Source organism: Pseudarthrobacter sp. 01T43, from assembly GCF_056398665.1.
Window position 1 is genome coordinate 122,800 of record NZ_JBFTPV010000003.1, and the last position, 26,146, is coordinate 148,945.

Annotated in this window: 24 protein-coding genes; 12 read left to right on the forward strand and 12 right to left on the reverse strand. The window is 65.2% G+C overall.

What is annotated here, in order from left to right; genetic code table 11:
- Positions 1-199: 199 nt before the first annotated feature.
- From AC1DIM_RS04010 to AC1DIM_RS04030, 5 genes are all read left to right on the forward strand, one after another.
- Positions 200-880 (forward strand): DUF4245 domain-containing protein, encoded by a 681-nt coding sequence (locus AC1DIM_RS04010; RefSeq protein WP_477709531.1) that lies wholly within the window; start codon positions 200-202, stop codon positions 878-880.
- A 9-nt stretch (positions 881-889) separates the two neighbouring features.
- Positions 890-1,504, forward strand: a complete 615-nt coding sequence (locus AC1DIM_RS04015; RefSeq protein ID WP_477709201.1) for a carbonic anhydrase — start codon at positions 890-892, stop codon at positions 1,502-1,504.
- 76 nt (positions 1,505-1,580) lie between these two features.
- Positions 1,581-3,002 (forward strand): class II fumarate hydratase, encoded by a 1,422-nt coding sequence (locus AC1DIM_RS04020; protein ID WP_477709202.1) that lies wholly within the window; start codon positions 1,581-1,583, stop codon positions 3,000-3,002.
- A gap of 127 nt (positions 3,003-3,129) precedes the next feature.
- Positions 3,130-3,795 carry a TetR/AcrR family transcriptional regulator gene (locus tag AC1DIM_RS04025; protein WP_477709203.1) on the forward strand — a complete coding sequence of 222 codons (666 nt, stop codon included), beginning with the start codon at positions 3,130-3,132 and terminating at the stop codon, positions 3,793-3,795.
- Entirely contained in the window at positions 3,792-5,501 is a 1,710-nt protein-coding gene (locus AC1DIM_RS04030) for an MDR family MFS transporter (protein ID WP_477709204.1), read from the forward strand. The genes AC1DIM_RS04025 and AC1DIM_RS04030 overlap by 4 nt, the downstream gene beginning before the upstream one ends.
- A gap of 285 nt (positions 5,502-5,786) precedes the next feature.
- Here the strand turns inward: AC1DIM_RS04030 and AC1DIM_RS04035 are convergent, their stop codons facing one another.
- Positions 5,787-7,382: an HNH endonuclease signature motif containing protein gene (locus AC1DIM_RS04035; protein WP_477709205.1), complete on the reverse strand. Its 1,596-nt coding sequence runs from the start codon at positions 7,380-7,382 to the stop codon at positions 5,787-5,789.
- Between the two features lie 115 nt (positions 7,383-7,497).
- Positions 7,498-8,055, reverse strand: coding sequence for a prepilin peptidase (locus tag AC1DIM_RS04040; protein ID WP_477709206.1), 558 nt, complete (start codon positions 8,053-8,055; stop codon positions 7,498-7,500).
- Positions 8,056-8,114: 59 nt separating this feature from the next.
- On the opposite strand from AC1DIM_RS04040, the gene AC1DIM_RS04045 reads away from it, so the two are divergent.
- Positions 8,115-8,909: a hypothetical protein gene (locus AC1DIM_RS04045; protein ID WP_477709207.1), complete on the forward strand. Its 795-nt coding sequence runs from the start codon at positions 8,115-8,117 to the stop codon at positions 8,907-8,909.
- Between the two features lie 48 nt (positions 8,910-8,957).
- Entirely contained in the window at positions 8,958-9,611 is a 654-nt protein-coding gene (locus AC1DIM_RS04050; RefSeq protein ID WP_477709208.1) for a GNAT family N-acetyltransferase, read from the forward strand.
- Positions 9,612-10,026: 415 nt separating this feature from the next.
- Here AC1DIM_RS04050 and AC1DIM_RS04055 read toward each other — a convergent pair whose 3' ends face one another.
- On the reverse strand, positions 10,027-11,451 hold the full coding sequence (locus AC1DIM_RS04055; protein ID WP_477709209.1) for a PhoH family protein: 1,425 nt from the start codon (positions 11,449-11,451) through the stop codon (positions 10,027-10,029).
- 236 nt (positions 11,452-11,687) lie between these two features.
- Entirely contained in the window at positions 11,688-12,449 is a 762-nt protein-coding gene (locus tag AC1DIM_RS04060; protein WP_477709532.1) for an isoprenyl transferase, read from the reverse strand.
- A 232-nt stretch (positions 12,450-12,681) separates the two neighbouring features.
- Here AC1DIM_RS04060 and trhA point away from each other — a divergent pair, with 232 nt between their 5' ends.
- Complete coding sequence (gene trhA, locus AC1DIM_RS04065; protein ID WP_477709533.1) at positions 12,682-13,323, forward strand: PAQR family membrane homeostasis protein TrhA; 642 nt, start codon at positions 12,682-12,684, stop codon at positions 13,321-13,323.
- Here the strand turns inward: trhA and AC1DIM_RS04070 are convergent.
- From AC1DIM_RS04070 to mca, 3 genes are all read right to left on the reverse strand, one after another.
- Complete coding sequence (locus tag AC1DIM_RS04070; protein WP_477709210.1) at positions 13,316-15,568, reverse strand: thioredoxin domain-containing protein; 2,253 nt, start codon at positions 15,566-15,568, stop codon at positions 13,316-13,318. The genes trhA and AC1DIM_RS04070 overlap by 8 nt on opposite strands.
- A gap of 97 nt (positions 15,569-15,665) precedes the next feature.
- Complete coding sequence (locus tag AC1DIM_RS04075; RefSeq protein WP_477709211.1) at positions 15,666-16,010, reverse strand: hypothetical protein; 345 nt, start codon at positions 16,008-16,010, stop codon at positions 15,666-15,668.
- Positions 16,011-16,124: 114 nt separating this feature from the next.
- Positions 16,125-17,030 (reverse strand): mycothiol conjugate amidase Mca, encoded by a 906-nt coding sequence (gene mca / locus AC1DIM_RS04080; protein WP_477709212.1) that lies wholly within the window; start codon positions 17,028-17,030, stop codon positions 16,125-16,127.
- Between the two features lie 197 nt (positions 17,031-17,227).
- Here mca and AC1DIM_RS04085 point away from each other — a divergent pair, with 197 nt between their 5' ends.
- Positions 17,228-17,686 carry a DUF4307 domain-containing protein gene (locus AC1DIM_RS04085; RefSeq protein WP_477709213.1) on the forward strand — a complete coding sequence of 153 codons (459 nt, stop codon included), beginning with the start codon at positions 17,228-17,230 and terminating at the stop codon, positions 17,684-17,686.
- Between the two features lie 153 nt (positions 17,687-17,839).
- A complete protein-coding gene (gene greA, locus AC1DIM_RS04090; RefSeq protein ID WP_477709214.1) occupies positions 17,840-18,334 on the forward strand; it encodes a transcription elongation factor GreA in 495 nt (164 codons plus the stop codon).
- Between the two features lie 36 nt (positions 18,335-18,370).
- On the opposite strand, the gene AC1DIM_RS04095 is transcribed toward greA, so the two are convergent.
- From AC1DIM_RS04095 to AC1DIM_RS04110, 4 genes are read right to left on the reverse strand one after another with little or no spacing between them, the layout of a single operon-like run.
- On the reverse strand, positions 18,371-18,988 hold the full coding sequence (locus tag AC1DIM_RS04095) for a rhomboid family intramembrane serine protease (protein WP_477709215.1): 618 nt from the start codon (positions 18,986-18,988) through the stop codon (positions 18,371-18,373).
- Between the two features lie 8 nt (positions 18,989-18,996).
- A complete protein-coding gene (ilvA, locus tag AC1DIM_RS04100; protein ID WP_477709216.1) occupies positions 18,997-20,235 on the reverse strand; it encodes a threonine ammonia-lyase in 1,239 nt (412 codons plus the stop codon).
- 47 nt (positions 20,236-20,282) lie between these two features.
- Positions 20,283-21,596 (reverse strand): AI-2E family transporter, encoded by a 1,314-nt coding sequence (locus AC1DIM_RS04105; protein ID WP_477709217.1) that lies wholly within the window; start codon positions 21,594-21,596, stop codon positions 20,283-20,285.
- Positions 21,597-21,636: 40 nt separating this feature from the next.
- Entirely contained in the window at positions 21,637-22,596 is a 960-nt protein-coding gene (locus tag AC1DIM_RS04110; protein WP_477709218.1) for an aldose 1-epimerase family protein, read from the reverse strand.
- Between the two features lie 130 nt (positions 22,597-22,726).
- On the opposite strand from AC1DIM_RS04110, the gene galT reads away from it, so the two are divergent.
- Positions 22,727-23,890, forward strand: coding sequence for a galactose-1-phosphate uridylyltransferase (gene galT, locus AC1DIM_RS04115; RefSeq protein ID WP_477709219.1), 1,164 nt, complete (start codon positions 22,727-22,729; stop codon positions 23,888-23,890).
- Entirely contained in the window at positions 23,887-25,074 is a 1,188-nt protein-coding gene (gene galK / locus AC1DIM_RS04120; RefSeq protein ID WP_477709220.1) for a galactokinase, read from the forward strand. Before galT ends, galK begins: the two co-directional genes overlap by 4 nt.
- A gap of 113 nt (positions 25,075-25,187) precedes the next feature.
- Here galK and AC1DIM_RS04125 read toward each other — a convergent pair whose 3' ends face one another.
- Positions 25,188-26,117, reverse strand: a complete 930-nt coding sequence (locus AC1DIM_RS04125; RefSeq protein ID WP_477709221.1) for a Bax inhibitor-1/YccA family protein — start codon at positions 26,115-26,117, stop codon at positions 25,188-25,190.
- Between the last annotated feature and the right edge of the window lie 29 nt (positions 26,118-26,146).

The following is a 26,146-nucleotide window of genomic DNA, read 5'->3' on the forward strand; positions in this document are numbered from 1 at the left end:
CCTCTTCTTCGAGTGGCGATCATTGGACCCGCTCAGCCGGATTCAGCCGACGCGGTGATTCCTCTGCTACTGATCATAGTCGTGGCGCCACTCCGGAGTGGCGGGATGACGCCTCCCCGCAATATGCGCCACCGGCCGGTTGTGGTCCCCCGAATGTGAGATGGGGGCGCGGATGGGCGACTATAGAGGGGTGAACGAAATGCAGGAAAAGACCAGCCCGGGGCCAGATCCCTCGGACACCGGACGCACCGGACATGACACCCCGGACCGTGACCAGCCCGCCGTAAAGCCCGTCATTCCGGCCGCAGCGGCCAAGCGGGCCAATGCGTCCGTGATCGGCATGATCGTTGCCCTGGTGATCAGCATTGCCGCCTTCCTGCCCATCGTCCTGATGAATCCGCTTCCCAAAAGCGACGGGTTCCGCCCGGACATCAACGTCAGTGCCGTGGCAGGGAACGCTGCGGATGTGGCGGGATTCACACCCGCGGCCCCGGATACGGCCAACGCCTTCCGGCCAAACTACGCACGGTGGGAGTCCGGGAGTGGCAGCGGCGTTCCCACCTGGGAGGTGGGCTACATCACGCCCAAGGACGCCTTTATCGGCCTCGTGCAAACCCGGCAGTCCAATCCCACCTGGCTGCTGCAGCAGACCAAAAGCGCTCCCGTCACCGGAAAACGCGACGCCGGCGGCCAGTCCTGGGAACTCAGGGATGCCGGAAAAGGTGAGAAGAGCATGATCCTGGACTATCGAGGAACCACCGTTGTCCTCAATGGCACGGCGCAACTGGACGAGTTCACGGTCCTGGCCGACGCCGTCGTAAAGTCTCTGGACGGCAATCCGGCCGTAACGGTTTCACCGTCGGCCGGCCCCACGCCGTAAGGTTGGTCAGTGGCTACATACCTGACTCCCGCCCTCGCCTGGCGCCGGCTGCGCGAAGGCAACGAACGATTTGTCAACGGCGAGTCTTCGCACCCGAACCAGGATGCGTCCCGCCGGTCGTCGCTGGTGGAGACCCAGCATCCGTTTGCCGTGATCTTCGGCTGCTCCGATTCACGGCTGGCGGCCGAAATTATTTTCGACCTCGGGCTCGGCGATGCCTTCGTGGTGCGAACGGCAGGACAGGTAATTGACGACGCCGTCCTGGGATCCTTGGAGTACAGCATCAGCGTGTTGGGGGTGCCCCTGATCGTGGTGCTTGGCCACGACAGTTGCGGCGCCGTGACCGCAACCAAAGCGGCGGTGGATACCGGCGAGATGCCCGTCGGCTTTATGCGCGACCTCGTGGAGCGGATCACGCCCTCCGTGCTGACGTCCCTGCGGAACAACCAGCACGAAATCAATGAAATGGTGGTGGAGCACACCAAGCAGACTTCACAGCGGCTGGTGGACAGCTCCCGTGTGATCTCCGACGCAGTCGACGAAGGCCGCGCCGCCGTGATCGGTTTGAAGTACAGCCTCCTCGAGGGCCGGGCTAAGTTGGTTTCGGGCATCGGCGAGCTCTAGGCCAGGCCCGGGGCGGTGCCCGTAGCATGCAGTTCACGGTTTCAGCCCGGGGCGCACCTCGTCCTAAGCTAGCCCCATGACTTCCACTGAAGAATTCCGCATTGAACACGACACGATGGGCGAAGTCCGCGTCCCCGTGAACGCCCTGTACCGTGCCCAGACGCAGCGTGCAGTTGAGAACTTCCCCATCTCCGGCAAGACCCTGGAGCGGGCGCACATCGAGGCCCTCGCCCGGGTCAAGAAGGCGGCTGCCCAGGCCAACGCAGAACTTGGGGTGCTCGACGGCGAGCTGGCCAAGGCGATTGCAGAAGCCGCGGATGAGGTAGCTGCCGGCAAGTACGACGGCGACTTCCCGATCGACGTTTTCCAGACGGGCTCCGGCACGTCCTCGAACATGAACACCAACGAGGTCCTCGCCGAACTCGCCTCGCGCGCCCTCAAAGCTGCCGGCAGCGACAAGGTTGTCCACCCGAACGACCACGTCAACGCTTCCCAGTCCTCCAACGACGTCTTCCCCACGTCCGTCCACGTTGCTGCGACTTCGGCCCTGATCAACGACCTCATCCCCGCCCTTGGCTACCTGGCCGAGTCGCTGGAGCGCAAGGCTGTTGAGTTCAAGGACGTCGTCAAGTCCGGCCGCACCCACCTGATGGATGCGACCCCCGTAACCCTTGGCCAGGAGTTTGGCGGCTACGCAGCGCAGGTCCGCTATGGCATCGAGCGCATCAACGCCTCCCTCCCCCGCGTTGCCGAAGTTCCGCTCGGCGGCACGGCCGTGGGCACCGGCATCAACACCCCTGCAGGTTTCCCGGAGCGCGTCATCGAACTGCTCGCCACCGACACCGGCCTGCCTCTGACCGAAGCGCGCGACCACTTCGAGGCGCAGGCCAACCGCGACGGCCTCATCGAAGCCTCCAGCCAGCTCCGCAACATCGCGATCTCCTTCATGAAGATCAACAATGACCTCCGCTGGATGGGATCCGGTCCCAACACCGGCCTCGGCGAAATCGCCATCCCGGACCTGCAGCCGGGCTCCTCGATCATGCCGGGCAAGGTCAACCCCGTCATCTGCGAGGCATCCATCATGGTCTGCGCCCAGGTCATCGGCAACGACACCGCCATCGCCTGGTCGGGCACCAACGGCGCCTTCGAGCTGAACGTCGGCATCCCCGTGATGGCCGCCAACCTGCTCGAGTCCATCCGGTTGCTTGCCAACACCAGCCGCGTGATGGCCGACAAGATGATCGATGGCATCACCGCCAACGTGGAGCGCGCCCGTTTCCTGGCCGAGGCATCGCCATCCATCGTCACGCCGCTGAACAAGCACATCGGCTACGAAAACGCCGCAAAAATCGCCAAGAAGGCCGTGGCAGAGGGCCTCACCATCCGCGAAACCGTGGTGGCCATGGGCTTCCTGGAACGCGGCGAACTGACCGAAGAGCAGTTGGATACCGCGCTGGACGTCATGTCCATGACGCGTCCGCCGCACAAGGCATAGGTCCCACCGCCTCCCTCAGGCACGACGGCGGCCGCCCACCTTCCCAGCGAAGGCGGGTGGCCGCTGGTGGTTAAGGCCACATTCAGAAATCTTGCACTATTAGAACCAGGGTGCAAAACTTTACTTTGTGGATAATAGTGCAGAAATTGAGGGCGGACTTCGTGAGCGCAAGCGCGCCGCAACGCGGGCGGCCGTCACCGCCGTCGCGCGTTCCCTCACTGCCGAACGCGGACTGAACGGCTACACGGTAGAAGAAGTATGCGAACGGGCCGAGATCTCCCGCCGGACGTTCTTCAACTACTTCCCCACCAAGGAAGACGCCATCATTGGCCATGCGGACGATGAGATCCCCCAGGACGTTGTGGAGGAGTTTGTCGCATGCGGCGCGTCGTCGCCGCCCGGGGAAATCTCCCCCACATTGTTTCGGGATCTGATCCGGCTCTCGTTGAAGCTGTCCGAACACATGGCGGCCTCTGAAGAGGAGACGCGCCAACTGATCGGCGTAGTCAAAAAAGAACCCCAACTGGTCCTTCGGATCATCGGTGCCACGGAGCACCGGGAAGCGCAGTTCGCCCGCGATGTGGCGCGGCGCGAGGGTGTGGCCCCTGACCATCCCGTGGTGCAGATGGCTGTTGCCCTGCTGGGAACCATCGCCCGGAAAAGCAGCATGGCGTACTTTTCCGACGGAAACACTCGCCCCTACTCCGAGTTACTGATGGAAAACATCACCGCCGCCAGCCAACTCTTCTCCCAGCACTTCATAAAACCAGAACCCATAGAAGGACGCCCATGAGCAGCACTGTCAGTCCCAAAGCCGCGGCGGGTCCGCTGCTGCTGACCCAGAAGCGCATCTGGATCATCTTCTCGGCGCTCATTGCCGGGATGCTCCTGTCCAGCCTTGACCAGACCATCGTGTCCACCGCCATGCCCACCATTGTGGGAAAGCTCGGCGGTGTGGAACACCAGGCCTGGATCACCACTGCCTACCTGCTGGCAACGACCATCGTGATGCCCATCTATGGCAAGTTCGGTGACGTCCTGGGCCGGCGGAACCTGTTTCTCGTTGCCATCGCCCTGTTTACGCTCGCATCGGTGGGCTGCGCCTTGGCCACGGATTTCTGGGGCTTTGTCATCTTCCGCGCCATCCAGGGGCTGGGCGGCGGCGGCCTGATGATCCTGTCGCAGGCCATCATCGCTGACATTGTTCCGGCCAAGGACCGCGGCAAATACATGGGCCCCCTCGGAGCGATCTTCGGCCTCTCTGCCGTCGCCGGCCCGCTGCTTGGTGGCTTCTTTGTCGACCACCTGACCTGGGAATGGGCCTTCTACATCAACATCCCCATCGGCATCGCGGCGTTTGCCGTTGCCTGGTTTACCCTGACTCTGCCGAACAAGAAGGCCGAGAAACGGATCGACATCCTCGGAGTGCTGTTGCTCTCCGCGGCCACCACCTGCCTGATCTTCTTTACGGACTTCGGCAGCAAAAAGGACCAGGGCTGGGATTCACCGGTCACCTGGGCCTTCGGCGCCGGCGTTGTCCTCGCCGCCTCGGCCTTTATCCTGGTGGAGCGCCGGGCCGAGGACCCGATCATCCCGCTGAGCCTGTTCAAGAATCCGATCTTCGTCAATGCCACCGCGATCGGCTTCACCCTCGGCCTGGGGATGTTTGCCGCGATCGCTTTTGTCCCGACCTTCCTGCAGATGTCCTCCGGAACGTCCGCCGCAGAGTCCGGCCTGCTGATGCTGCCCATGATGGTGGGCCTGATGGGCATGGCTATCTTCTCCGGCATCCGGATCTCCAAGACCGGCAAGTACAAGATGTTCCCGATCCTCGGCGGGGTCCTCACGATTGCCGCCATGCTGTGGCTGACCACACTGACGGCGGCGACTCCTATCTGGGTCATCTGCGTCCAGCTGTTCATCTTCGGCGCAGGCCTCGGATCAATCATGCAGGTGATCGTCCTGGTGGTACAGAACTCCGTCCCGGCCGAACAGATCGGCACCGCCACCAGCACCAACAACTACTTCCGCGAGGTCGGTGCCTCGCTCGGGGTCGCGGTGTTCGGCTCGATCTTCACGTCCCGGCTTTCCGAGTCGCTGACCAAAGCCTTTACAGGTGCCGGCGCCTCCAGCGCGGACGCGTCGCAGTCCACCAAAACACTGGATCCCCAGGCCCTCAGCCAGCTGCCCGCTCAGCTCAAGGACGCAATCGTCAACGCCTATGCGGATTCGCTCGCTCCGGTGTTCTGGTACCTGCTGCCGTTCCTTTGCATCGCGTTGCTCCTGGCATTGACCCTGAAGCAGATCCCGCTCTCGGACACCGCAGGCATGGTGGCTCGCGGCGAGGCTGTCGGCGGCGAAGAAGCGGATCGGCGGGAAGCAGAGCGTTTGCTTGCTGTGCGCCAGGACAGCACGCAAACTACCGCCGACGTCGCAGTCCCGAACGGCGAACCGGAGAGCCTTGAACAGGAGGGCGAGCTGACCTCCCAGCGACCCTGATCGCTCAACAACCCTGGTCTCGCACCGACCAGGAGGGCTGGCGCCTCGCCGCCGTTATACAGCCAGGTGCCAGCCTGACCGGGTGAATGTTTCATGAGGAAGCGAGCAGGGCGCCGCACCCTTTGGGGGCGGCGCCCCTGTTTTTCTGCAGATCAGACTGTTGTTGGTGTACACGCCCCGACCCATTTGCCGGCCAAGTGGACCCTCGTTGACGGCGCAAAGCATCCAAGAAAGCCGTGTTACGGATCCGGAGCAGGGCGCGCGTCGACATTACTGGGCTCAAGGTCACCGATCCGAATCCGGGCTCGTGTCGTCGGCACCGTGCTGAACGTCTCCGCCCAGCCTGACTGGCCCGCTGGGCCCGACTGACCCGACTGGCTCATCCGGCCAGTGGGGTGGTTCCCAGTCGGGGTGTTCGCTTTGGTAGTGCCGTCCTGACGGTGAGGTCCAGCCGGGTGGTTCGTGCTTGCTGGGTTTGGTGGGGGTCCAGGCGGTGGTGTGGCGGAGCCGGTGGTGACGCCGGCACGGCTGGCCAAGATTGGAGATCCCGGTGACCCCGCCGTTGGCCCAGGCGAGGATGTGGTCGGCTTCGTTGTCCAGGGACTGGTTGCCGCAGCCGGGGAACGGGCACTTGCCGTCCCTGAGTCTGAGCCATTGGCGTTGGGCTTTGGTGACCGGATAGCTGGTCCGCCCGATTTCCAACGGTGCACCGTCGCGGGGGTCGATCAGGACGCGGTGGAAGGATGAGGCGCCGTCGGCGATCAGCTGCCGGGCCATGGACGGCGGAATCGGCCCGTACCCGTCCAGCATGGCGGGCTCCTCCGTGACCCCGAGCAGCGCCATGACCGGGACGGTGATCAGGACCTGCGCCCGCGGCGAGGGAACATCGACGCCGGGGCCGCCAGGGCCGGCATCATCCGCGGCGGGCGTGGGTTCCGCGGTGGGCGTGGCGGCTGGGACAGTGTGCGCTCCGCCTGTGCCGTTCTCTCCGCCTGCGTTGCCCGGGCTGGCATGGCTGCCGCCGAGCAGCCACCTGGCGATGTTATCGGCCCGGAGCTGGGTGAGGGTCCGGGCCTCATCGGGGCCCTGCATGGTCCGGGCGGCGGTGGTGGTCCGTTCCCAGATCCCCGAGGCGGTGTCCGCCGGCAAATAGGCGGAGAGCCAGGCCATGCCGTCCCGGTCAGGAGCAAACAGCACCCGCCGGTCCGCAACACACTTCGCATGGCGTTTTTCGATGCTGACCGGGTGGTGCCGTTCCCGCCAGGTCCGGGCCTTGGCCCGGAACCGGCCGGCCACCATCTCACCGGCCGGACACCCACGGGCAGGATTGACGGCCTCCGGGCCAAGGAAGTGTGCCTCCAACGCCTGCGCACCCTCAGGGCTCAGGCCGCTGGTCTCATCGACCATGATCCGGGCGTGCTGCCACGAAATCGTCCCGCCCTGCAGCGCGGATAACGTCAACGGCAAGGCAGTGGTCAGCTCGCGGGCCTCGGCCAGCAAGTTGGCAGCCGCCGGTTCACTGACCGCCAGCACACACGCCACCTCCGCCACAAAAGCCATCTCCTGCGCAGCCTGCTCCTGCAGGGACATCCCCGGGGCCGTCATGGCCCGGGCAACCCGGGCACACCGCGCAACCGTCCGGACTTTCCGCGCCGCCAACATCGCTTCCTCACGGGCGATCTCCGCCAACGAGTCCAAACACTCGTCGTACTCCCGGCGCAGCGGATCACCGACATCCGACAAGCGCAAAGCCCCGGACCCTTCCAAAGCCCCAGCCCCTTCCGAACGGCTCACGCCCCCGGCAACCGGCGCAACGGTGGACCCCTCAACGGCCGAAGCCGCGAGGGCCTCCACCGCATCCACCGCCGCTGTGCCTTCCATACCCCAAGCATCACAGCCGTCAGCACCATCGGGACCCAGGCAGGTTCCCTATGTGGATAAGTAGCCCACGCGGATAAGGAACCAGCCGGACGATGTCCGGGACGGCGAAACTAAGTCAGGCCGGCAGCAGCATGGCGGCGGCCGCCCCCGCGAGCATAAAGGGACCGAAAGGAATGGCCGACTTCAGCGTGCCGCGTCGTGCTGCCAGCAGGGCCAGGGACCATAGTCCGCCCAGCAGGAAGGCCGCGAAGGTGCCCGCAAAGACATGGGCCCAGCCAAGGTAGCCCAGGTACATCCCCAGTACGCCTGCGAGCTTGACGTCGCCAAAGCCCATGCCGGGCGGGTAGACGAGGCGCAGGACAAAATAGAACAGCCAGAGAACCGCTCCCCCGGCCAGGATCCGAAGGGCGGGTACGCCCAAAAGTTCAGCGCCGCCGTCGGGCGCCCCTTGCATGGCGCCGGAACCGGCAAAAACGTGAACAATCGCCGCTGCAAGGAGCAGGCCGCCCGCGACGGCATAGGACGGAAACACAATGCGGTTGGGTAGCAGATGATGGCGGACATCGATGACCGTCAGCCTGGCGGCCATCACCAGGAAGTAGGCACACGCGGCAAGCACCAGCCAGAACGCCAGCGGGGTGGCATCCCATAGTCCATCGAGTCGTCGGATCACCCCTCGGATGCTACTGGATTGCGGCGCGGCCGCGCAGGGCCCACGCGTAAACTGTGGATATGTCGACCTGGGACACGAGGCGCCGGCCGGGCCCGGAAAGCGGTGCAGCGGCCACAGACCTGACCGCAACTTTCCGGAACCTGTGCCGTTCTTCCCCCTGGAAATGGCAATCCCTGCGGTTTGAATACTGGGATGAACCCTTTGCCGATACCCCCGATCCAGCGGCACCGCTGGTCCGAGCCTGGCTTCGGCGGCCCGGAGCGCTTCGCCTGGAGACTGCTGACCGTCTTGTCCTCCACAGCACTACGGGGATCAACGATTCGAGGGACGGTTTATACATCAGCTCGACGCGGAAGTCCTGGCTGTTGCCGCCGCACCTGGTGGCGCCCGTATACGACGACGGTGGCTTGGTCAGGCGGCGGCCGGAGGCCGCATACGGCGAACCGGGTTTCGGAAACGGGCGCTTCTCGGCCGCCCTGGATCCTGTGGAGCTTGCCGGCAATGCTCCGGTTCCGTTGGAGTTCCCGGGGACGAATCCGATCGACGTGGACGGGGTACGCCGCGTCGAACACCACGGCCGGCCAGCATTGGAGGCGAGAGTTTCTCCCACTGCCTCCTACCGCCCCACGGATCCCCGTGCACCGCTCTGCCTGCCCGGCAGCAACCGCGTGCGAATCGACCTTGAGACGGGCGTCTGTGTCGCCAGCCAGTCGCTGGAGGACGCCTCGCTGGATCATGGCCATTGGATCCGGATCATAGCGGTTGACGAGTACATGCTGGACGACCTCTTCCTCGCCCAGTCGATGAACCTCACGGACGTCCGCCGCCACATCAGTTGGGACATCCGGGCCTGAACCTCCACTTGACAGGCCGAATCTTCCACCGTCGGTTAGGCTTCCCTGATGATCGCGCTGACCTCCATCTGGCCCCTCTTCGGCCTCTCGCTGCGCACACCCAGGCTGGTGCTGCGCCCCATCACCGATGACGACATACCGGGCGCTGTCGCAGCGGCTGCGAGCGGCATCCACGATCCCGGCCGAAATCCCTTCAGCAACCCGTGGACGGAACTTCCGGCGGACTCGTTAGGCACCAACATGGCGCAGTGGTATTGGCGTTGCCGCGGCCAAGCCACCCCCGAAGACTGGACCCTGCTGCTCGGCATCTGGCACGAAGGCCAGTTCATCGGTTGCCAGGACATCGGTGCGAAAGACTTCGCCATCCTCAAGACCGTCAGCACCGGCTCGTGGCTCAAGCAGTCCGTCCACGGCCAAGGCCTGGGAAAGGAGATGCGCGCCGCCGTCGCGCTTTATGCCTTCGACTGGCTCGGCGCGGAAGTCGCCGAATCGGAAGCCGCTGCCTGGAACGCCGCCTCGCTCGGCGTGTCGCGATCCCTTGGCTACGAGCTCAACGGCACCACCCGCAGGTCCTGGGGCAGCAAAGCCGTGGACGTCCAAAAAGTGCGGCTCACCCCGGCAACCTTCAAGCGCCCCGCCTGGACCCTCAAGGTAGAAGGCCACGAAGCCGCTGCCAAGTTTCTCGGGGCTCCGCTCGTCTGAGTGCCGAAGCGTGGCTGGTTTCGTCCGCCCCGCGCCCTTCGCCGTCGCTTAGACACCTCCCGCGCGCGGCTACGGTCGCGGGGCGACCTACGCAACGCTTTGGTCGGCGATGCGCTCCTATGCGAAGGACTCGTGGGCGCGCTTCTCAAGGTGAACGGCGCGCTGCAGTCGGGTTACGGTCCTTCTCGTAGGAGCGCATCGCGGCGCATCGGGACACGGAGGTCGCCCAGCGACCAGAGGGGCCCCTATGCGCTGTGTCTAAGCGACGGAGAAGGGCCGTGGCCCGACGAACGGAACCACGCCACGCACACAACGGAAGGGCCGTGGCCCGACGAACGGAACCACGCCACGCACACAACGGAAGGGCCGTGACCCGACGAACGGAACCACGGCCCCTCAACCAACGGAACGAAGACTAAATCTCGGCCCCCTCCAGCAGCTCCGTGACCAGCGCTGCGATGGGCGAACGTTCCGAACGGGTCAGGGTGATGTGGCCAAAGAGTGGATGTCCCTTCAGGGTTTCGACGACGGCGGCGATACCGTCGTGCCGGCCGACGCGGAGGTTGTCGCGCTGGGCGACGTCGTGGGTGAGGACGATCTTCGAGTTCTGGCCGATGCGGCTCATCACGGTGAGGAGGACGTTCTTTTCCAAGGACTGTGCCTCATCAACGATCACGAAGGCGTCGTGCAGCGAGCGGCCGCGGATGTGGGTCAGTGGCATGACTTCCAGCATGCCGCGGTCCATAACTTCTTCGACGACTTCCTGGCTGACCAGGGCACCAAGGGTGTCGAACACGGCCTGCGCCCAGGGGTTCATCTTTTCCGACTCGGAGCCGGGCAGGTAACCGAGTTCCTGGCCGCCTACGGCGTAGAGCGGCCGGAAGACGATCACCTTGCGGTGTTCGCGGCGTTCCAGCACCGCTTCGAGTCCCGCACAGAGGGCCAGCGCGGATTTTCCGGTGCCCGCCCTTCCGCCGATGGACACGATGCCGACGGCGGGATCCATCAGCATGTCGATGGCCAGCCGCTGCTCGGCCGAGCGTCCGTGCAGCCCGAACACGTCACGGTCACCCTTGACCAGCCTGACCTGCTTGTCGGCGCCCACCCGGCCCAGGGCCGAACCCCGGTTGGAGAGGAGCACCAGACCGGTATTTACCGGCATTTCCGCGGCTGCGGGGATGAAGACCGGTTCGTGTCCGTAGAGGGTGTTGACTTCGTCCTCGCTGGCTTCCACCTCGGCAATGCCCGTCCAACCCGAATCCTGAACCAGTTCGTTGCGGTATTCGTCGGCGGTGAGCCCCATGGCGGAGGCCTTGACCCGCATAGGCAGGTCCTTCGACACAACGGTGACATTCCGGCCCTCGTTGGCCAGGTTCTTGGCTACTGCCAGGATGCGGCTGTCGTTGTCGCCGCTCCGGAACCCGAGCGGAAGCACGTCAGCGGAGATGTGGTTCAGCTCCACCATCAGGGTGCCGCCGGCGTTACCAATGGGGATGGGCTGGCTTAGTCCGCCGTGCTTCACCCGGAGATCATCGAGCAGCCGGAGGGCCTTGCGGGCAAAGTAGCCCAGCTCGGGGTCGTGCCGCTTCCCCTCAAGTTCGGTGATGACAACGATCGGAACGATGACCTCGTGCTCGGCGAAGCGCAGCAGTGCGTGCGGGTCCGAGAGCAGGACGGAGGTATCAATCACAAAGCTGCTGATGGTGGCTTCCCTTCCGGAGACGGCAAAACCGGCCGCAGCTTTAGTGGCTGCACCGGTTTTTGAGGTAGCTCGCGTGGTGCGAGAGGTAGCTTTCTGTCCCTCGGAAACGACCTCGGGCAGTAGTTCAGAAGTAGCCACATCGACTCCAGCCCCGGGCACATGCCCGGATTTGTTATTGGTGAGGCGGTTCGGCCTGAAGGCCGGACGCGGCCTCCCATACAACCGGTGCGAAAATTCGCTCCATGTACTGGCCTCCCCGAACAGCCGGCGGTTTTGCCTGCTGATGCTTACAACGTAAATCCACCGCCAGTAATTTCCGGAGTCATCCGTCGGCGATTCCTGTTGCCGGCTTGTGAATTCCAGATGAACCGGAGTCAGGTGCCGAAGCGCCGCTGCCGGCCGGCGTAGTCGCGCAGCGCCCGCAGGAAATCGACCTTGCGGAACGCCGGCCACAGGGCCTCGCAGAAGTAGAACTCGCTGTAGGCGCTTTGCCACATGAGGAAGCCGGACAGCCGCTGTTCCCCGGAGGTCCTGATCACGAGGTCCGGGTCGGGCTGGCCGCGGGTGTAGAGGAAGCGCGAAATGTCGTCCACGCTGAGGCTGTCCGCGAGCGCCGAGATGTCAGATCCCTTGGCGACGGCGTCGTGAAGCAATTCCCTGACGGCGTCGACGATCTCCCGGCGTCCCCCGTACCCCACCGCAACGTTGACGTGGATCTTTTCCTGCACGGGCGTCCGGGCCGTCAGCTTGTTGAGCCGCTCAGCGAGATAGCCGGGAAGGAGCTCGGGTGCTCCCATGGCGTTCACCGAGATGTTGGCATCCTCGTCGAGCCGGTCCAGAGTGTTGGCGATGATCCCCATCAGAAGATCCAGTTCTTCGCTGGAGCGGCTCATGTTGTCCGTGGAGAGCATGTACAGCGTGACGACTTTGACGCCGAGTTCCTGGCACCAGCCCAGGAATTCGTGGATCTTGTCGGCGCCGGCCTGGTGGCCTTGGCTGGTGGGTGCGTTGAACTGCTTGGCCCACCGGCGGTTACCGTCCACCATCACGCCGATGTGTTTGGGGATGCGGCCCCCGGCCAGCTCCCGGAGCAGCCGCCTCTCGTAGAAGCCATAAAGGAACCCGCCCAATTCCACGAGGAGACTCACCTGACTTCCGTTACTGTTCGACGGCATTGCACATCTTAGGCTACCGTCCGCGAACGGGGCTCTGGCGCCGTAGTAAGGCATCCGGGCCGTCAAATTGGGTTACCGGTGGGTAACTTACGTCGCTGGAGGATATTCTGGGGGCATGAACAGCCAGACTCCCGACGCCGGGCGCGCAGCCGGAGCGGACGGCCATAGCCCGGTGGATGACGCCGCGGTCCGGCTGGCCGAACTCCTGATGATCAAGCCCAAGTGGCGTGGCTGGATCCACACGGTCGCGGCACCGCTGGCGCTGGTTGCGGGCATTATCCTGGTGGCCGTGGCCCCTACAACGGACCGCAAGATCACCTCGGCCATCTACGCCGCCACGGGCGTCCTGCTTTTCGGCGTCAGCGCCGTCTATCACCGGGGAAACTGGTCCCCCCGCGTTAAGATGGTCCTCAAACGCCTGGACCACACCAACATCATGCTGGTGATCGCGGGCAGTTACACGCCACTTGCCTGGTCTTTGCTTGAACAGCCCAAGGCCGTCCTGCTGCTCTGGGTCATCTGGTCCGGCGCGATCCTCGGAGTCCTTTTCCGCCTCCTGTGGACGGACGCCCCGCGCTGGCTGTATGTTCCCATCTACATCGCGCTCGGCTGCGGATCGTTGTTCTACCTGCCGGAGTTCTTCGCCGCCAGCATCCCGGCAGCCGTCCTGATCTGCGTTGGGGGTGTCCTGTACATCACCGGCGCCGTCTTCTATGCGCTCAAGAAGCCCAACTTCAGCTACCAGCATTTCGGCTTCCATGAGCTCTTTCACGCGCTGACGGTGTTCGCCTTCGGCGCGCATTTCGCGGCTATCCTCATCGCCGTCCTCAGCTGACTGGCCCGGCAGCCACCATCAGCCGGAGCCGCGCCCGCAGGTCTTCGGGGGTAGCTACAGGGCGTTCACACACCATGTTCCGGCACAGATAGACCACCGGGGATCCGCCCGGCCCGGCTGGCCTGCCTGCCAGCAGCGGGACGGGCTCCCTTCCGGACGGGACGGGCTCCCCTCCGGATCGGAAGGGCTCCCCTTCCGAAGGAGCGTCCGACGGCGGAACGTCCGCGGCGCCGTCGTCCTCCACCGCGATCACCAGGCCGGGACTGGCTGACTTGAGCAGCTCCCGGTGCAGTTCCGTCCTTTCGGGACTGGGCGGCCCAACGACAGCGGCCTCCACGGGACCCGCGAGGGCGGCCTGGGCGGTCGCCAGGAGCCAGCCGGCCACCCGCGGTGCCCGGCCTGCCAGCGGCGGCAGGAGCGCGAGGACCTGCGAGGCCAGGGCACGGTGCTCCGCGGACCCGGAAAGCGCCCCATAGCTGAGCAGGACGCCGGCGAACGCGGCGGCGCCGCTGGGCGTGGCGTTATCGAACGGGTCCAGGCCGGCCTGGCCGCCCTGCGCCGCCCGTACTTGGCCGTCTCCCCCGGCGGCGTCAACCAGGCGGCCGGCCACCACGAAGCGGCTGCCGGCCGTGTGCACCAACTGCCCGGCGAAGCGGTACCAGCGCGTCCGGCCAGTGGCGGCATAGAGGGCAAATAACCCCTCTGCGCAAAAGGCATAGTCCTCAAGCAGCCCATCCATCCCGCGGGCCGTACCGGCATGCGAGACCCGGATCAGCGTACGGGCCTCCGGCTGCCAATGGACGCCTTCAAGGTAGGCGGCGATGGACTCGGCAGCGCCGACAAAGTCCGCCCGTCCCAGCACTGCCCCGGCTTCGGCCAGCGCGGCGACGGCGAGCCCGTTCCAGCCTGCTACCACTTTGTAGTCCCGGGCAGGCTGGGGCCGCATGTTCCGAGCGGCCCGCAGGACGGGACGGGCCCTTGCCCAGAACTCCGCCTCCGCACGGTCCAGCCTCCGTGCGGGGTGCAAGGGCGAGCCGTACGCAGATACGGTACCTTCCTGCCCGACGTTCATCAGGCGGGCAACGGCGGCTCCATCGGCGTCGCCCAGCACCTCCTGCAGCCCCTCAACGGTCCACAGGTAGCTCGCGCCTTCGTGATGTTCGCCGTCCACCAGGGAGTCGGCATCGAGGGACGACGCAAGTGCAAAGCCGGTACCGCCTGAGTCGCCCACCGTGCCGAGGCCGAGGGATTCCAGCAGCCATTCCGCGGTACGAACGGCCACGTCCGCAGCTTCCTCGATGGAGTACACCTCATTGCCGCCCAGCCGCACCCAGTGCACGTACTCGCGGAGCAGCTGGGCATTGTCGTACAGCATCTTTTCAAAGTGCGGGACTGACCAGTCCCGGGTCACCGAGTACCGGGCAAAGCCACCGCCCAGCTGGTCGAACAGCGCCGAGCGCGCCATGGAAGCCAAAGTCCGGCCCGCCATGTCCCGTGCGGCGTCAGCGGTATCCGAGGGTACTGCGGCATGCCTGATGAGGAACTCCAGCACGGCCGACGGCGGGAATTTCGGGGCGGTGCCGAAGCCGCCGGCGGCCACGTCCTCGGAGCGGGCCAGGGATGCCACGGCGGCTGGGAGGAGGTCCGGGTCAAGCAGGGGCGGCGGTCCGAAAACCGTTACGGCGGCCGAGAGCTGCGCGTCGCCCAGGCTTTGAGCCAGTGATGTTGCGTTCTGCTCCACCGCATCGCGCCGTTCCCGCCACGCGTCCTGGACCGCTGCCAGCACCTGCCGGAAGGAGGGCCGCCCCGGCATCGGCCGGGGCGGGAAATAGGTTCCGGCATGGAAGGCCAGGCCCTCCGGGGTCAGGAAGACCGACATCGGCCAGCCACCCTCGCCGCTGATCGCCTGCGTGGCGGCCATGTACACGGCGTCCACGTCGGGGCGTTCTTCGCGGTCCACCTTGACGGCGACAAAATTCGCGTTCAGATAGTCGGCGGTTTCCTGATTCTCAAACGACTCGTGCGCCATGACGTGGCACCAGTGGCAGGCCGCGTAGCCGATCGACAGGAACACCGGCACGTCACGGGCGGCGGCGGCGGCGAAGGCAGCACCGCCGAACGGCTGCCAGTGGACCGGGTTGCCCGCGTGCTGGCGCAGATACGCGGAGGGTTCACTGCCCAGAACATTGGCGGCGGTGGCAGGCACGCTCGCCTCAACGGGAAGGCCGTGGTTTTCGCTGTCCATCCGTGCCCCTTCGTCCACTCACTGCAGGGAATGTTGCCGGCCGTCCCAGTCTACGGATTTAGTGCCGAGCAGGGTGGGGGCGTGGGAGCAGCRTGGCTCAGTCCTTCGGGCCGCGCTGGCTGGCGTCTGAGCCGCGCCGGCTGGTGTCTGAGCCATCCCGGCCCTGGATGTCGTCCTCCAAGGGATGGCGGACGTCGTCGGCTTCAATGTCTGCCGCCTCGGCCGCAGCCTGGCGTTCTTCTTCCACCTGGCCCCGGTACCGGACCCGCCGGATGCGACGGACCATGTCCACAATCAGCAGCGTCGTGGCCAGGACAAAAAAGGCCGTCATGATAAAGCCCCACAGGCCCGGAGTGATCTGGTCCTCGGAGATGCCGTCCCGCAGGCTTGGCGTGGGCAAGGGCGTGGGCGTGGTGGACAAAACGAGGAGCAAGTGATGCACGGTTTAACCTTCTGTGGAAACTGGTGGGCAGCCGGCGACGGTTTCCGCACCCGGGGCCGCTGGACCCGGGTCATCCCACCGCTCTTCTACACGGCATAGAATAATCTGCCGCATCTATCTTAGCCCGGCAAACAGATCCTTCTCCGGAAAGGTGGCCGGAACCTTGGACTCGATCAGCGAGTAGTCTTCCCATGGCCACACCCGGCGTTGCATCTCAGCGGACACAGCAAAGAAGAACCCCAGGGGATCCACCTGGGTGCTGTGCGCCCTGAGTGCGTCGTCGCGGGCCTCGAAGTAGTCACCGCAATCAATCTGCGTTGTGGTGGTGTGGGCGCCCGGCGGCGGGGTATGTCCTTCGGCGTCGGCTTCGAGCCACGCGGCGAGGCGCTCGGCGTACGGGGACCGCAGGCCTGCTTCCTCAAGGGCAAAGTGCAAAGCACGGAACCTGGCAGGGTTGAAGGCACGGTCGTAATAGAGCTTGCTGGGCTCCCAGGCGGGGCCCGTTCCGAGGTAGCGGGCCGGGTCACCGGCAGCGGCAAAGGCTTCCACGGCCACCCGGTGGGCCATGATGTGGTCGGGGTGCGGGTATCCCCCGTTTTCGTCATAGCTCACGATGACGTGCGGCTTGAAGTCCCGGACCAGCCGCACTAGGGGCGCAGCGGCGCGCTCCAACGGCTGCACGGCGAACGATCCGGCCGGCAACGGCGGCAACGGATCGCCCTCGGGCAACCCGGAATCCATAAACCCCAGCCATCGCTGCCTGATGCCCAGGATCCGGGCCGCCTGGTCCATCTCCAGCCGCCGCGCGCCCGCCATGTCCCGTTTTGGGTGGGGTGCACCCTCGACGGCGGGATTCTGGATATCGCCCCGGGAGCCATCCGTGCAGGTGGCCACCATCACGTCCACGCCGTCGGCAGCGTACATGGCCATGGTGGCCGCACCCTTGCTGGACTCGTCATCCGGGTGCGCATGAACGGCGAGCAGACGGAGTGGGACCGGGCTTTGGGTGGACGCTGTCATCGGAGGACGGCTCCTTATTCTTCTGGGTCTGGAATCTTCAGGGTTGGAATCTTCAGGGACTGGCATTTCGGCCACTTGGCTTAACGGGCTGCGGAACGTTGACGGCTACGGTACTGAATCGGGTTCACGGCCAGGCACGGACCGGCTGCATGATCCGCTGGGACGGGCACGGTCCGGATCCGAACTAAACTGGACTGGTGACTACCCAGGATCAGCCCGCCGTGTCCCCGCCTGCAGACACTAGCCTAGCCAATCGTTATGGCGGTCAAAAGCGCCCCCTTTCGCGGACGGCCAAGCGCGGCATGGCTGTGGCGGCCGTCGCCGTCGGCGTGGGTTTTATGGCCTGGGTCTCCACGTCCTCAGCTGTCACTGCCGTGACCTTCAAGGACGTTGGCTTCAGCACTGTGGACGCCACGCAGGCCGAGATTGATTTCCAGGTCACCAGGGAGCCCGGCACGGCCGTTAAATGCGCTGTAAAGGCCTTGGATTCCAAGTTCGCTGTGGTGGGCTGGAAAGTGGTGGACATCCCGCTGGGAGAAGCGGACAAAACGGCCGACGGCGGCCGAACGATTGCGCAGCGCGTGGCAGTACGGACGGAGTCGCTTTCCGTTTCCGGCGTGGTGGACAACTGCTGGGCTCCGGCTGGCGGAAAGTAACACCATGTGATCTGCGCCGCTTCCCCGTTGGGATATCTCCACAGTTTTGACTACAATGTACCAATACCCTTTACCCCGCTGAGCTGGTTACTGAGTTCCACAAGTGGCCACCGTGGCGGGGTCTTTTGCATGTATGACCATTAGGAGAAGTCCGTGTCTACCACCAACAGCGCGCCTGCAGCCTGGCTCACCCAGGAAGCTTTTGACCGCCTGAAGGCAGAGCTGGACCACCTTTCCGGCGCTGGCCGTGCGGAGATTGTCCAGAAGATTGAATCTGCCCGGCAGGAGGGCGACCTTAAGGAAAACGGCGGCTACCACGCAGCCAAAGAAGAGCAGGGAAAGATCGAAGCCCGGATCCGCCAGCTGACGGCACTTCTGCGCGATGCGCACGTTGGGGAAGCCCCGGCGGATGACGGCATCGTCGAGGCCGGCATGCTTGTTGTCGCCAGGATCGCTGGTGACGAAGAGAAGTTCCTGCTCGGCTCCCGCGAAATCGCCGGCGACTCGGACCTGGACGTCTTCAGCGAGAAGTCTCCGCTCGGCGCCGCAATCGTCGGCCACAAAGAGGGCGAGACGCTTAGCTACTCCGCTCCGAACGGTAAGGACATCACGGTTGAGATCATCTCGGCCAAGCCATACACCGGCTGACATCCAATAGCCTCAACCTCAACGCCGGCCCCCGCTTCAGGGGGCCGGCGTTTTGGCGTGCCTGGGGCGGAGCAAAAGGGCTGCCGCTACTCCGCCTGCCGCCCCGCCAAGGTGTGCCTGCCAGGAGATGAAACCGCCCATAATCGGCAGCATACCCAGCAGGATGCTTCCGTAGACCATAAAAAGCACCACGGCCAGGAGGATTTGCCGCCAACTGTGGTTGAAGAAACCACGGACCAGGAGGAAGGCGAACAATCCGAAGACCAGTCCGGAGGCTCCCACGGTGATGCCGCCGTCGCCAATCAGCCAGACAGTCAGTCCGGAGCCCAGCCAGCTGAACGCCAGCGCCGTCAGGAACACCCGCAGGCCCGAAAGGAAGACCAGGAACCCGAAAATGACCAGCGGAAGGGCATTGGACAGCAAATGGTTCATGTTGGCGTGGAGAAGCGGGAAGGTGAAGATGTCCAGGAGCCCGTCCAGGGACCTTGGCCTCAGTCCGAACGTCCGGTTCAGGGCGTGAAGGGTCAGCGTATTAACCACTTCAATAACAAAGAGCAGGAGCACAAAACCGCCCGAAACCAGCAGCCCGCCTTTGGCGCGCGAAGCCGTGGTTTCCCTGTTCTTCGGCCTTCCGTCCCCCATTGCATCCAGCATGGCTGCTCCTAGTGCACCACTATCGGCTGAAAACCCTCAGCGCGGAGGGCGCCCAGGACCTGTTCACAATGTTCGTGGCCTTTGGTTTCGAGGTTGACGGTGATGGAGACGTCACCCATGCTGATTGACCCGCCAACGCGCGTGTGGTCCAGCCCGGTCACGTTGGCGTCGTTTTCGGCAATGATCCGGGCGATGGTTGCCAGGGAGCCCGGCCGGTCGTCAAGCATCATGCGCACCGTCATGTAGCGGCCGGCGGCGGACAGGCCGCGCTGGATGACTTTGAGCATCAGCATGGGGTCGATATTGCCGCCGGACAGGATCACAGCGGTGGTGCCGGGGTTTTCGATCTTCCCGTCCATCAGTGCTGCAACCCCCACAGCTCCTGCGGGTTCCACCACCAGCTTGGCCCGTTCCAGCAGGAAAATCAGCGCCCGCGCCAAGGAGTCCTCGCTGACGGTGACCACGTCATCCACCAACTCACGGATGATGCTGAACGGCAGTTGGCCGGGGCGGCCCACGGCGATGCCATCAGCCATGGTGGAAACTTTCTTCAGCGGAACCAAGGCGTCGGCTGCCAGCGACGGCGGATAAGCGGCTGCGTTTTCGGCCTGGACGCCGATGATGCGGATCTCACGGCCAAGCTCACGGGCCCTTGCCTTTACGGCGACGGCAACGCCGGCCAGCAGCCCGCCGCCGCCGACTCCCATCAGGATGGTGTCCACGTTGGGGATCTGTTCCAGGATCTCCAGGCCCACGGTGCCCTGGCCGGACACTACATCCACATTGTCGAAGGGGTGCACAAATACCATGCCGGACTCGTCGGCATATCGCTGGGCCTCGGCGAGGGCCTCGTCCACGTTGTGCCCGTGGAGGACCACCTCGGCTCCGTGGCTGCGGGTGGCGGCCAGTTTGGGAAGCGCTACGCCCAGGGGCATGTAGATACGGGCCTTGATGCCGAGCGCTTTGGCTGCCACCGCAACGCCCTGGGCGTGGTTGCCCGCCGACGCCGCCACAACACCGCGCTTTTTCTCTTCAGCGGACAGCTTGGCCATCCGCACGTAGGCACCACGGACCTTGAAGGAACCGGCGCGCTGCAGGTTTTCGCACTTGAAAAAGACCTCGCCGCCCACCATGCTGCCAAGGGCCCGCGACGATTCCACCGGTGTCCGGGTAATAATCCCCTCGAGCAACTTCTGCGCCTCCAGGACATCGTCCAGCGTGACGGGAAGGGTATCGAGGGTGTTCACGGACTGTTCTCCTTGGGTGGATTCGGCCCCGGTGGCCGGCCGACGGGTCAGGCCTGGCCCTCCGGGTTGGATGCGTCTGTGCTGGCTGCGGCGTCGTTGCCACGGAGGGAGCTGCCGCCCGGCGACCGGACGTCCCTGATGGTGTCATCAGCGTCCGGGCCAAGCGTCACTGCCCCTTCGGGGGTTACCAGCACTTGTTCATGTTCCCACGTTCTGGCCGCGATGTAGCGAATTGCGGAGTTTGCTACGGCGAGAATCGGCACCGAGAACAGCGCCCCGGGAATACCTGCCAGGTAGGATCCTGCTGCCACGCTCAGGATGACCGCCACCGGATGCAGGGACACGGCCTTGCCCATCACGAGGGGTTGCAGGATGTGGCTCTCCAACTGCTGGACCAGGAGCACGATGGCCAGCATGATGAGGGCGTTGATCGGACCGTTTGCCACGAGCGCCAGGAGGACGGCGATGGCGCCTGTCACCAAGGCGCCGACCACCGGAATGAAGGAGCCGATAAATACGAGCACGCCCAGCGGCAGGGCCAGCGGAACACCGATGATCGCCGCTCCGACGCCAATACCCACCGCGTCCACGAACGCCACGAACATCTGGATCCGTGCGTAGCTGACCATGGATGCCCAGCCCTTGCGCCCGGCACCGAACGTGGCAGCGCGTGCCTTCTTCGGCAGCAGCCTGACCATGAAGGCCCAGATCCTGTCACCCTCCAGCAGGAAGAAAATCAGGATGAAGAGGGCCAGCACCAGGCCGGCCGCGAAGTGGCCTGCAGTGCTCCCGAAGGACAGTGCGCCGCTGAGGATGCTGCTGCTGTTGTTCTGCAGGGCATTGGTGGCATCCTGCAGGTACTGGTCGATCTGGTCCGCGGTCAGGTGCAGCGGCCCGTCGGCCAGCCAGTCCTGGACCTGCTTCACGCCGGCCAGCGCCTGGGCCCAGAGTTCACCGAAACCCGAGGCCAGTTGGCGTCCAACGAGGGCAAGGGCGCCCACGATCAGGCCGATGAATCCAATCACGGTGACGGCTACCGCGGCGCCGTTTGGCAGCCGCTTGCTGCGCAACCACCGCACCACGGGGCTCAGCAGCCCGGCAAGGAGCGCTGCGACCATCACGGGAATGATCAGGAAGCTGATCCGGCCAAGCAGCCAGACCAGGGCGCCCCCGACCACCAGGATGAGCCCGATCCGCCATGCCCACGATGCTGCGATGCGTACCCCGTACGGGATGTCCTGCTCGAGTTCGCGGTCCGCCCGGATCCGGGGCGGACGCGGACTGACTGCAGGCGGGACCGGATCCGGTTCCGGCCGGCCGGTAGGTGAAGTGGATGGGGTGGCGTCCTCGGGTGGCGTCATAGCCTAATACTTCCTCAGCCGCGAGCCTTATGCGAAACGGCTACCCGGCGTCACCCAACACGGCGTCGATGCCCCACGCCATGGTGAAGGAGTCTCCCGGCGGGAGCCACCGCAGCCCGTCACCGGAGTTGAAGGCGTTGGCGGGACCGGTCATGGGTTCGATGGCAACCGCCTTGGGCCGGCCCGGCAGTTGGGTCGTCACGAAGACGTGGACGTAACCGCAGGATTCGTCCTGCCACAACGTCACGCTGCGTCCATCCGGCGCGGCGAGCGTGTGGCGGGCCCTGCCGCCGTCGAACGTGAGCCCTGTCAGTGCCACGTCGATGTCAAGGTCCCCTACGCGCCGGCTGCCGCGAAGGTCGCTGTCGCCGCCGACAGGTTCCGAGCTGCGCGGAATCAGCCGCTCGTCCGCCACGAGCCGGGTGTCAGCACCCACAGTCAGGACCAGGGTGTCCACGTCCGCGTCGCCGAGCCGCAGGTACGGGTGGGCCCCCAGCACGAACGGTGCCGGGGCATTGGAGTCGTTGATCAGGGTCTGACGCACTTCCAGGCCCAGATCCTCCGCCAGAAGGTACTGCACCCGGTGCCGTACCAGGAAGGGATAGCCGTGCTGCGGAAACACCGTCGCCTCAAGGGTCACCGAATACTGTGACTCGTCGACGAGGTTGTAGGCGGCGTTGCGGAGCAGCCCGTGGCTGGCGTTGTTCCGGGAAACCTCCGTGATGTCGAGTTGCTGCTTCTTTCCATCGAGGTACCAGACCCCGTCCTCCACCCTGTTTGCCCAGGGGGCGAGCGTGATTCCGGTGGCCCCGGGCGAAATTTCATCGTCACCGTACGTCTCTGTGAGCTGCACACCGGCCCGGCTGTAGAGCCGAAGGCCGGCCGCCAGTTCGGTGACCACGGCCAGGGCATCAGCCCTGCGGATTTCGTATTGACGTCCCGTGGCGTAAGGCTGAAAGCCGGAGGGGGCGCTGGCGTCCGGGGTTGTACTCGAAGTCATGAGCACCACCGTACAGGGGGCTGACGTCTCCTGCCATCACCCCTTTGTTATGTTTTGTTTGAAAATCTTCCTTTTTGGGCAGATTCTTGGCATGATTAACCTCACGCCGCACTCTCTAAGGACTTCAGCCATGACAGGAATCACCAGCAGCCGGCTCGCCGATGGCCGGGAGCTCATCTATTTCGACGACGCCGGGTCCCGCCTCGCCGCGTCCCGCGCCCACGTGACGAACCCCGATCGACGGGAGCTTCCCGGACGCGCGGAGCCGGGAGAAATCCGCTTCGATGCGCTGACCAATGAATGGGTGGCCGTTGCCGCCCATCGGCAGACCCGTACACACCTGCCGCCCGCCGACCAGTGCCCCCTCTGCCCCACCACCGCGAACAATGCCTCGGAAATTCCCTCGCCCGACTACGACGTTGTGGTGTTCGAAAACCGCTTCCCCTCGCTGGGTCCTGCGGTTGGGCAGATCCCGCGGGCTCCGGCCTGGGGAACCACAGGCCCCGCCTACGGGCGCTGCGAGGTGGTGTCGTTTACGCCAGAGCACACGGGGTCATTCAGCGGACTGAGCGAGGCCCGCGCCCGCACCGTGGTCGAGGCCTGGGCACACCGAACCGAGGCCCTCAGCAAGCTCCCGGGGGTCCGCCAGGTGTTTCCGTTCGAGAACCGGGGAGCGGATATCGGCGTCACCCTGCACCACCCGCACGGCCAGATCTACGCCTACCCGTACATCACCCCCCGGGCGGGGACTCTCGGAGTTGCAGCGCGGAAATTCTATGATGGATCCGACGGGCGGCAGACCCTCACAGGGTCGCTGCTGCGGGCGGAACGCGACGACGGGAGCCGGATGGTGATGGAAGGCGAGAACTTCAGCGCCTACGTGCCCTTCGCTGCCCGCTGGCCGCTGGAAATCCACCTTGTCCCGCACCGCCAGGTACCTGATCTTGCCGCCCTGAGCGGCGAGGAAAAGGACGAACTGGCTCACGTTTACCTGGACCTCCTCAAACGGCTTGACGCCTTCTACCCGACGCCGACGCCCTACATTTCGGCCTGGCACCAAGCCCCCTTGGACGACATGCTGCGCCCGGCAGGCTACCTGCACCTCCAACTGACCTCCCCCCGCCGGGCAGCGGACAAGCTCAAGTACCTTGCCGGCTCCGAGGCCGCCATGGGCGCGTTCATCAACGACACCACACCGGAAAGCGTGGCGGAACGGCTCCGTGCCGTCACTGTTCCGGAATCTGCCGACCCCGCTGCCCCGCTGGCCGCCCAACCCGAAGGAGTACACACGTGAGCGCAGCCCCCGATCCGCTGACCACACAGGCCACAGCCGGCGCCGCGGACCTCGCCGCGCGGTTCGAGCAGGAGTTCGGAGCGCTTCCCGACGGCGTCTGGCAGGCACCGGGACGCGTTAACCTGATCGGCGAACACACCGACTACAACGAGGGCTATGTGCTCCCGTTCGCCATCGACAAAACTGCCCGCGTCGCCGTCGCGGTCCGGCCGGACTCCACGGTCAGGCTCCTGTCCACTTACGGCGACCAGGGCCTGGTGACCGCCGATCTGGCCGCCTTGGCGCCAGGCTCAGCGAAAGGCTGGACGAAGTATCCGCTCGGCGTCATCTGGGCCCTGCAGCAGCGCGGCATTGCGGTCCCTGGCCTCGACCTGCTCCTTGATTCCGACGTGCCGCTGGGTGCCGGCCTGTCCTCTTCACACGCCATCGAGTGCGCCGTCATCACGGCCCTCAACGAACTAACTGGAGCCGGGCTGGGACCGGAGGACATGGTCCTTGCCACGCAGCGCGCCGAAAACGACTTCGTTGGTGCCCCCACGGGCATCATGGACCAGTCGGCCTCACTGCGTGGCTCGAAGGGGCAGGCAGTGTTTCTGGATTGCCGGGACCAGAGCGTCCAGCTCGTTCCCTTCGACGCCGAGTCCGCCGGGCTTGTCATGCTGGTGATTGACACCAAGGTGTCCCACTCCCATGCCGACGGCGGTTACGCGTCCCGCCGCGCCTCCTGTGAGCTCGGCGCCGGGCTCCTCGGGGTCAAGGCGCTCCGGGATGTCCAGTCCGGCGACCTGCCGAAGGCGGCCAGCCTCCTGGACGACGTCACCTACCGGCGCGTCCGGCACGTGGTGACCGAGGACGAGCGCGTCCTGCAGACCGTGGCACTGCTCAGCAGCGATGGTCCCGCCGCCATCGGGGCACTGCTGGACGCCAGCCACGTTTCCATGCGGGACGACTTCGAGATCTCCTGCCCGGAACTGGATCTGGCCGTGGACACCGCGCGCGCCAATGGGGCTATCGGCGCGCGGATGACCGGCGGCGGTTTCGGCGGGGCGGCCATTGCCCTCACCCCGGTGGCGGCTGAGCAGCACGTGCGCACCGCCGTCGAACGCGCGTTCTCCGGGGCCGGCTACACGGCTCCCGAGATCTTCACCGTGACCCCGGCCGCCGGGGCGAAGCGCATATCGTAGCTCAGGGGCATGGCTGACAGCGACAACAAAGGAGGGCTCCCGCCCGTGCGCACTGCACGGGCGGGAGCCCTCCTGGTGTTTGGATTCGAACGACGGCGGATGCCGACTGGGTGCTAGTCGTCGCCCCGGAGGATGGCGAGCAGGCGGATGATCTCCACGTACAGCCACACCAGGGTGACGGTCAGGCCGAAGGCTGCGGTCCAGGAGAAGCGCTGCGGAGCGCCGCTCTGCACGCCGGCTTCGATGCTGGTGAAGTCCATGATCAGGGAGAATGCGGCCAGGCCGATGGCAAGCAGGCCGATAAAGACACCCAGCGGGATGCCGAAGATTTCAATGCTGGTCCGCAGGCCGAAGGGTTCCTGCACCGCACCGGTCCACATCATCACGAGGTTGATCAGCGAGAACACGGCATAGCCGATGATCGCAATCATGAAGAAACGCATGGCCTTGGGTGTCGCCCTGACCTTGCCGCTCTTGAACAGGACCAGCGTCACGGCAAAGACAGACAGTGTGCCGATGACAGCCTGCAGCCCGACGCCGGGGTACATCTGGTCCAGGATGCGGGTGAGTCCACCGAGGAACAGGCCTTCCAGTCCGGCGTAGGCGAGAATCAGCGCCGGTGAGGGCTGCTTCTTGAACGTGTTGACCATGGCCAGGACGAAGCCGCCCAGGGCTCCGACGATCATCAGCATGCTGGCAAGGCCCATGCTGACGAACAGGGTCACCGCGGCACCAACCAACAGGACTCCGAGGCAGGCAGCGGTCTTGACGATGACGTCGTCGTACGTCATCCGGCCGGTGTCCGCAGGACCCGCGGCCGGCTGGTTGTACATCTGCTGCAGCTGCTCAGTGGTCATCGGCTGCTGCTGGCCCCAACCGCCCTGCCCGTCCATGACCTGGCCGGGTGCGCGGCCATAGGACTGCTGTCCGTAAGGCTGCTGGCCGTACTGGGCCTGTCCATAGGGCGCCTGCGGGACACGCGGGGCCTGCGTTGCTCCACGGAAATTCTTTCCGTTGAAGATCGGGTTTCCGCCAAGTGCCATTGCTGGTGTCCTCCAAGTAAAGGGTTGAG

What these genes read in the sequence shown, in the direction of transcription:
- AC1DIM_RS04045 (WP_477709207.1), top strand. Translation starts at nt 8,115, where the DNA reads ATGTCGACCTGGGACACGAGGCGCCGGCCGGGCCCGGAAAGCGGTGCA.
- AC1DIM_RS04035 (WP_477709205.1), bottom strand. Translation starts at nt 7,382, where the DNA reads ATGGAAGGCACAGCGGCGGTGGATGCGGTGGAGGCCCTCGCGGCTTCG.
- AC1DIM_RS04050 (WP_477709208.1), top strand. Translation starts at nt 8,958, where the DNA reads ATGATCGCGCTGACCTCCATCTGGCCCCTCTTCGGCCTCTCGCTGCGC.
- AC1DIM_RS04010 (WP_477709531.1), top strand. Translation starts at nt 200, where the DNA reads ATGCAGGAAAAGACCAGCCCGGGGCCAGATCCCTCGGACACCGGACGC.
- AC1DIM_RS04020 (WP_477709202.1), top strand. Translation starts at nt 1,581, where the DNA reads ATGACTTCCACTGAAGAATTCCGCATTGAACACGACACGATGGGCGAA.
- mca (WP_477709212.1), bottom strand. Translation starts at nt 17,030, where the DNA reads ATGACAGCGTCCACCCAAAGCCCGGTCCCACTCCGTCTGCTCGCCGTT.
- AC1DIM_RS04105 (WP_477709217.1), bottom strand. Translation starts at nt 21,596, where the DNA reads ATGACGCCACCCGAGGACGCCACCCCATCCACTTCACCTACCGGCCGG.
- AC1DIM_RS04070 (WP_477709210.1), bottom strand. Translation starts at nt 15,568, where the DNA reads ATGGACAGCGAAAACCACGGCCTTCCCGTTGAGGCGAGCGTGCCTGCC.
- AC1DIM_RS04030 (WP_477709204.1), top strand. Translation starts at nt 3,792, where the DNA reads ATGAGCAGCACTGTCAGTCCCAAAGCCGCGGCGGGTCCGCTGCTGCTG.
- AC1DIM_RS04125 (WP_477709221.1), bottom strand. Translation starts at nt 26,117, where the DNA reads ATGGCACTTGGCGGAAACCCGATCTTCAACGGAAAGAATTTCCGTGGA.
- AC1DIM_RS04095 (WP_477709215.1), bottom strand. Translation starts at nt 18,988, where the DNA reads ATGCTGGATGCAATGGGGGACGGAAGGCCGAAGAACAGGGAAACCACG.
- galT (WP_477709219.1), top strand. Translation starts at nt 22,727, where the DNA reads ATGACAGGAATCACCAGCAGCCGGCTCGCCGATGGCCGGGAGCTCATC.
- AC1DIM_RS04110 (WP_477709218.1), bottom strand. Translation starts at nt 22,596, where the DNA reads ATGACTTCGAGTACAACCCCGGACGCCAGCGCCCCCTCCGGCTTTCAG.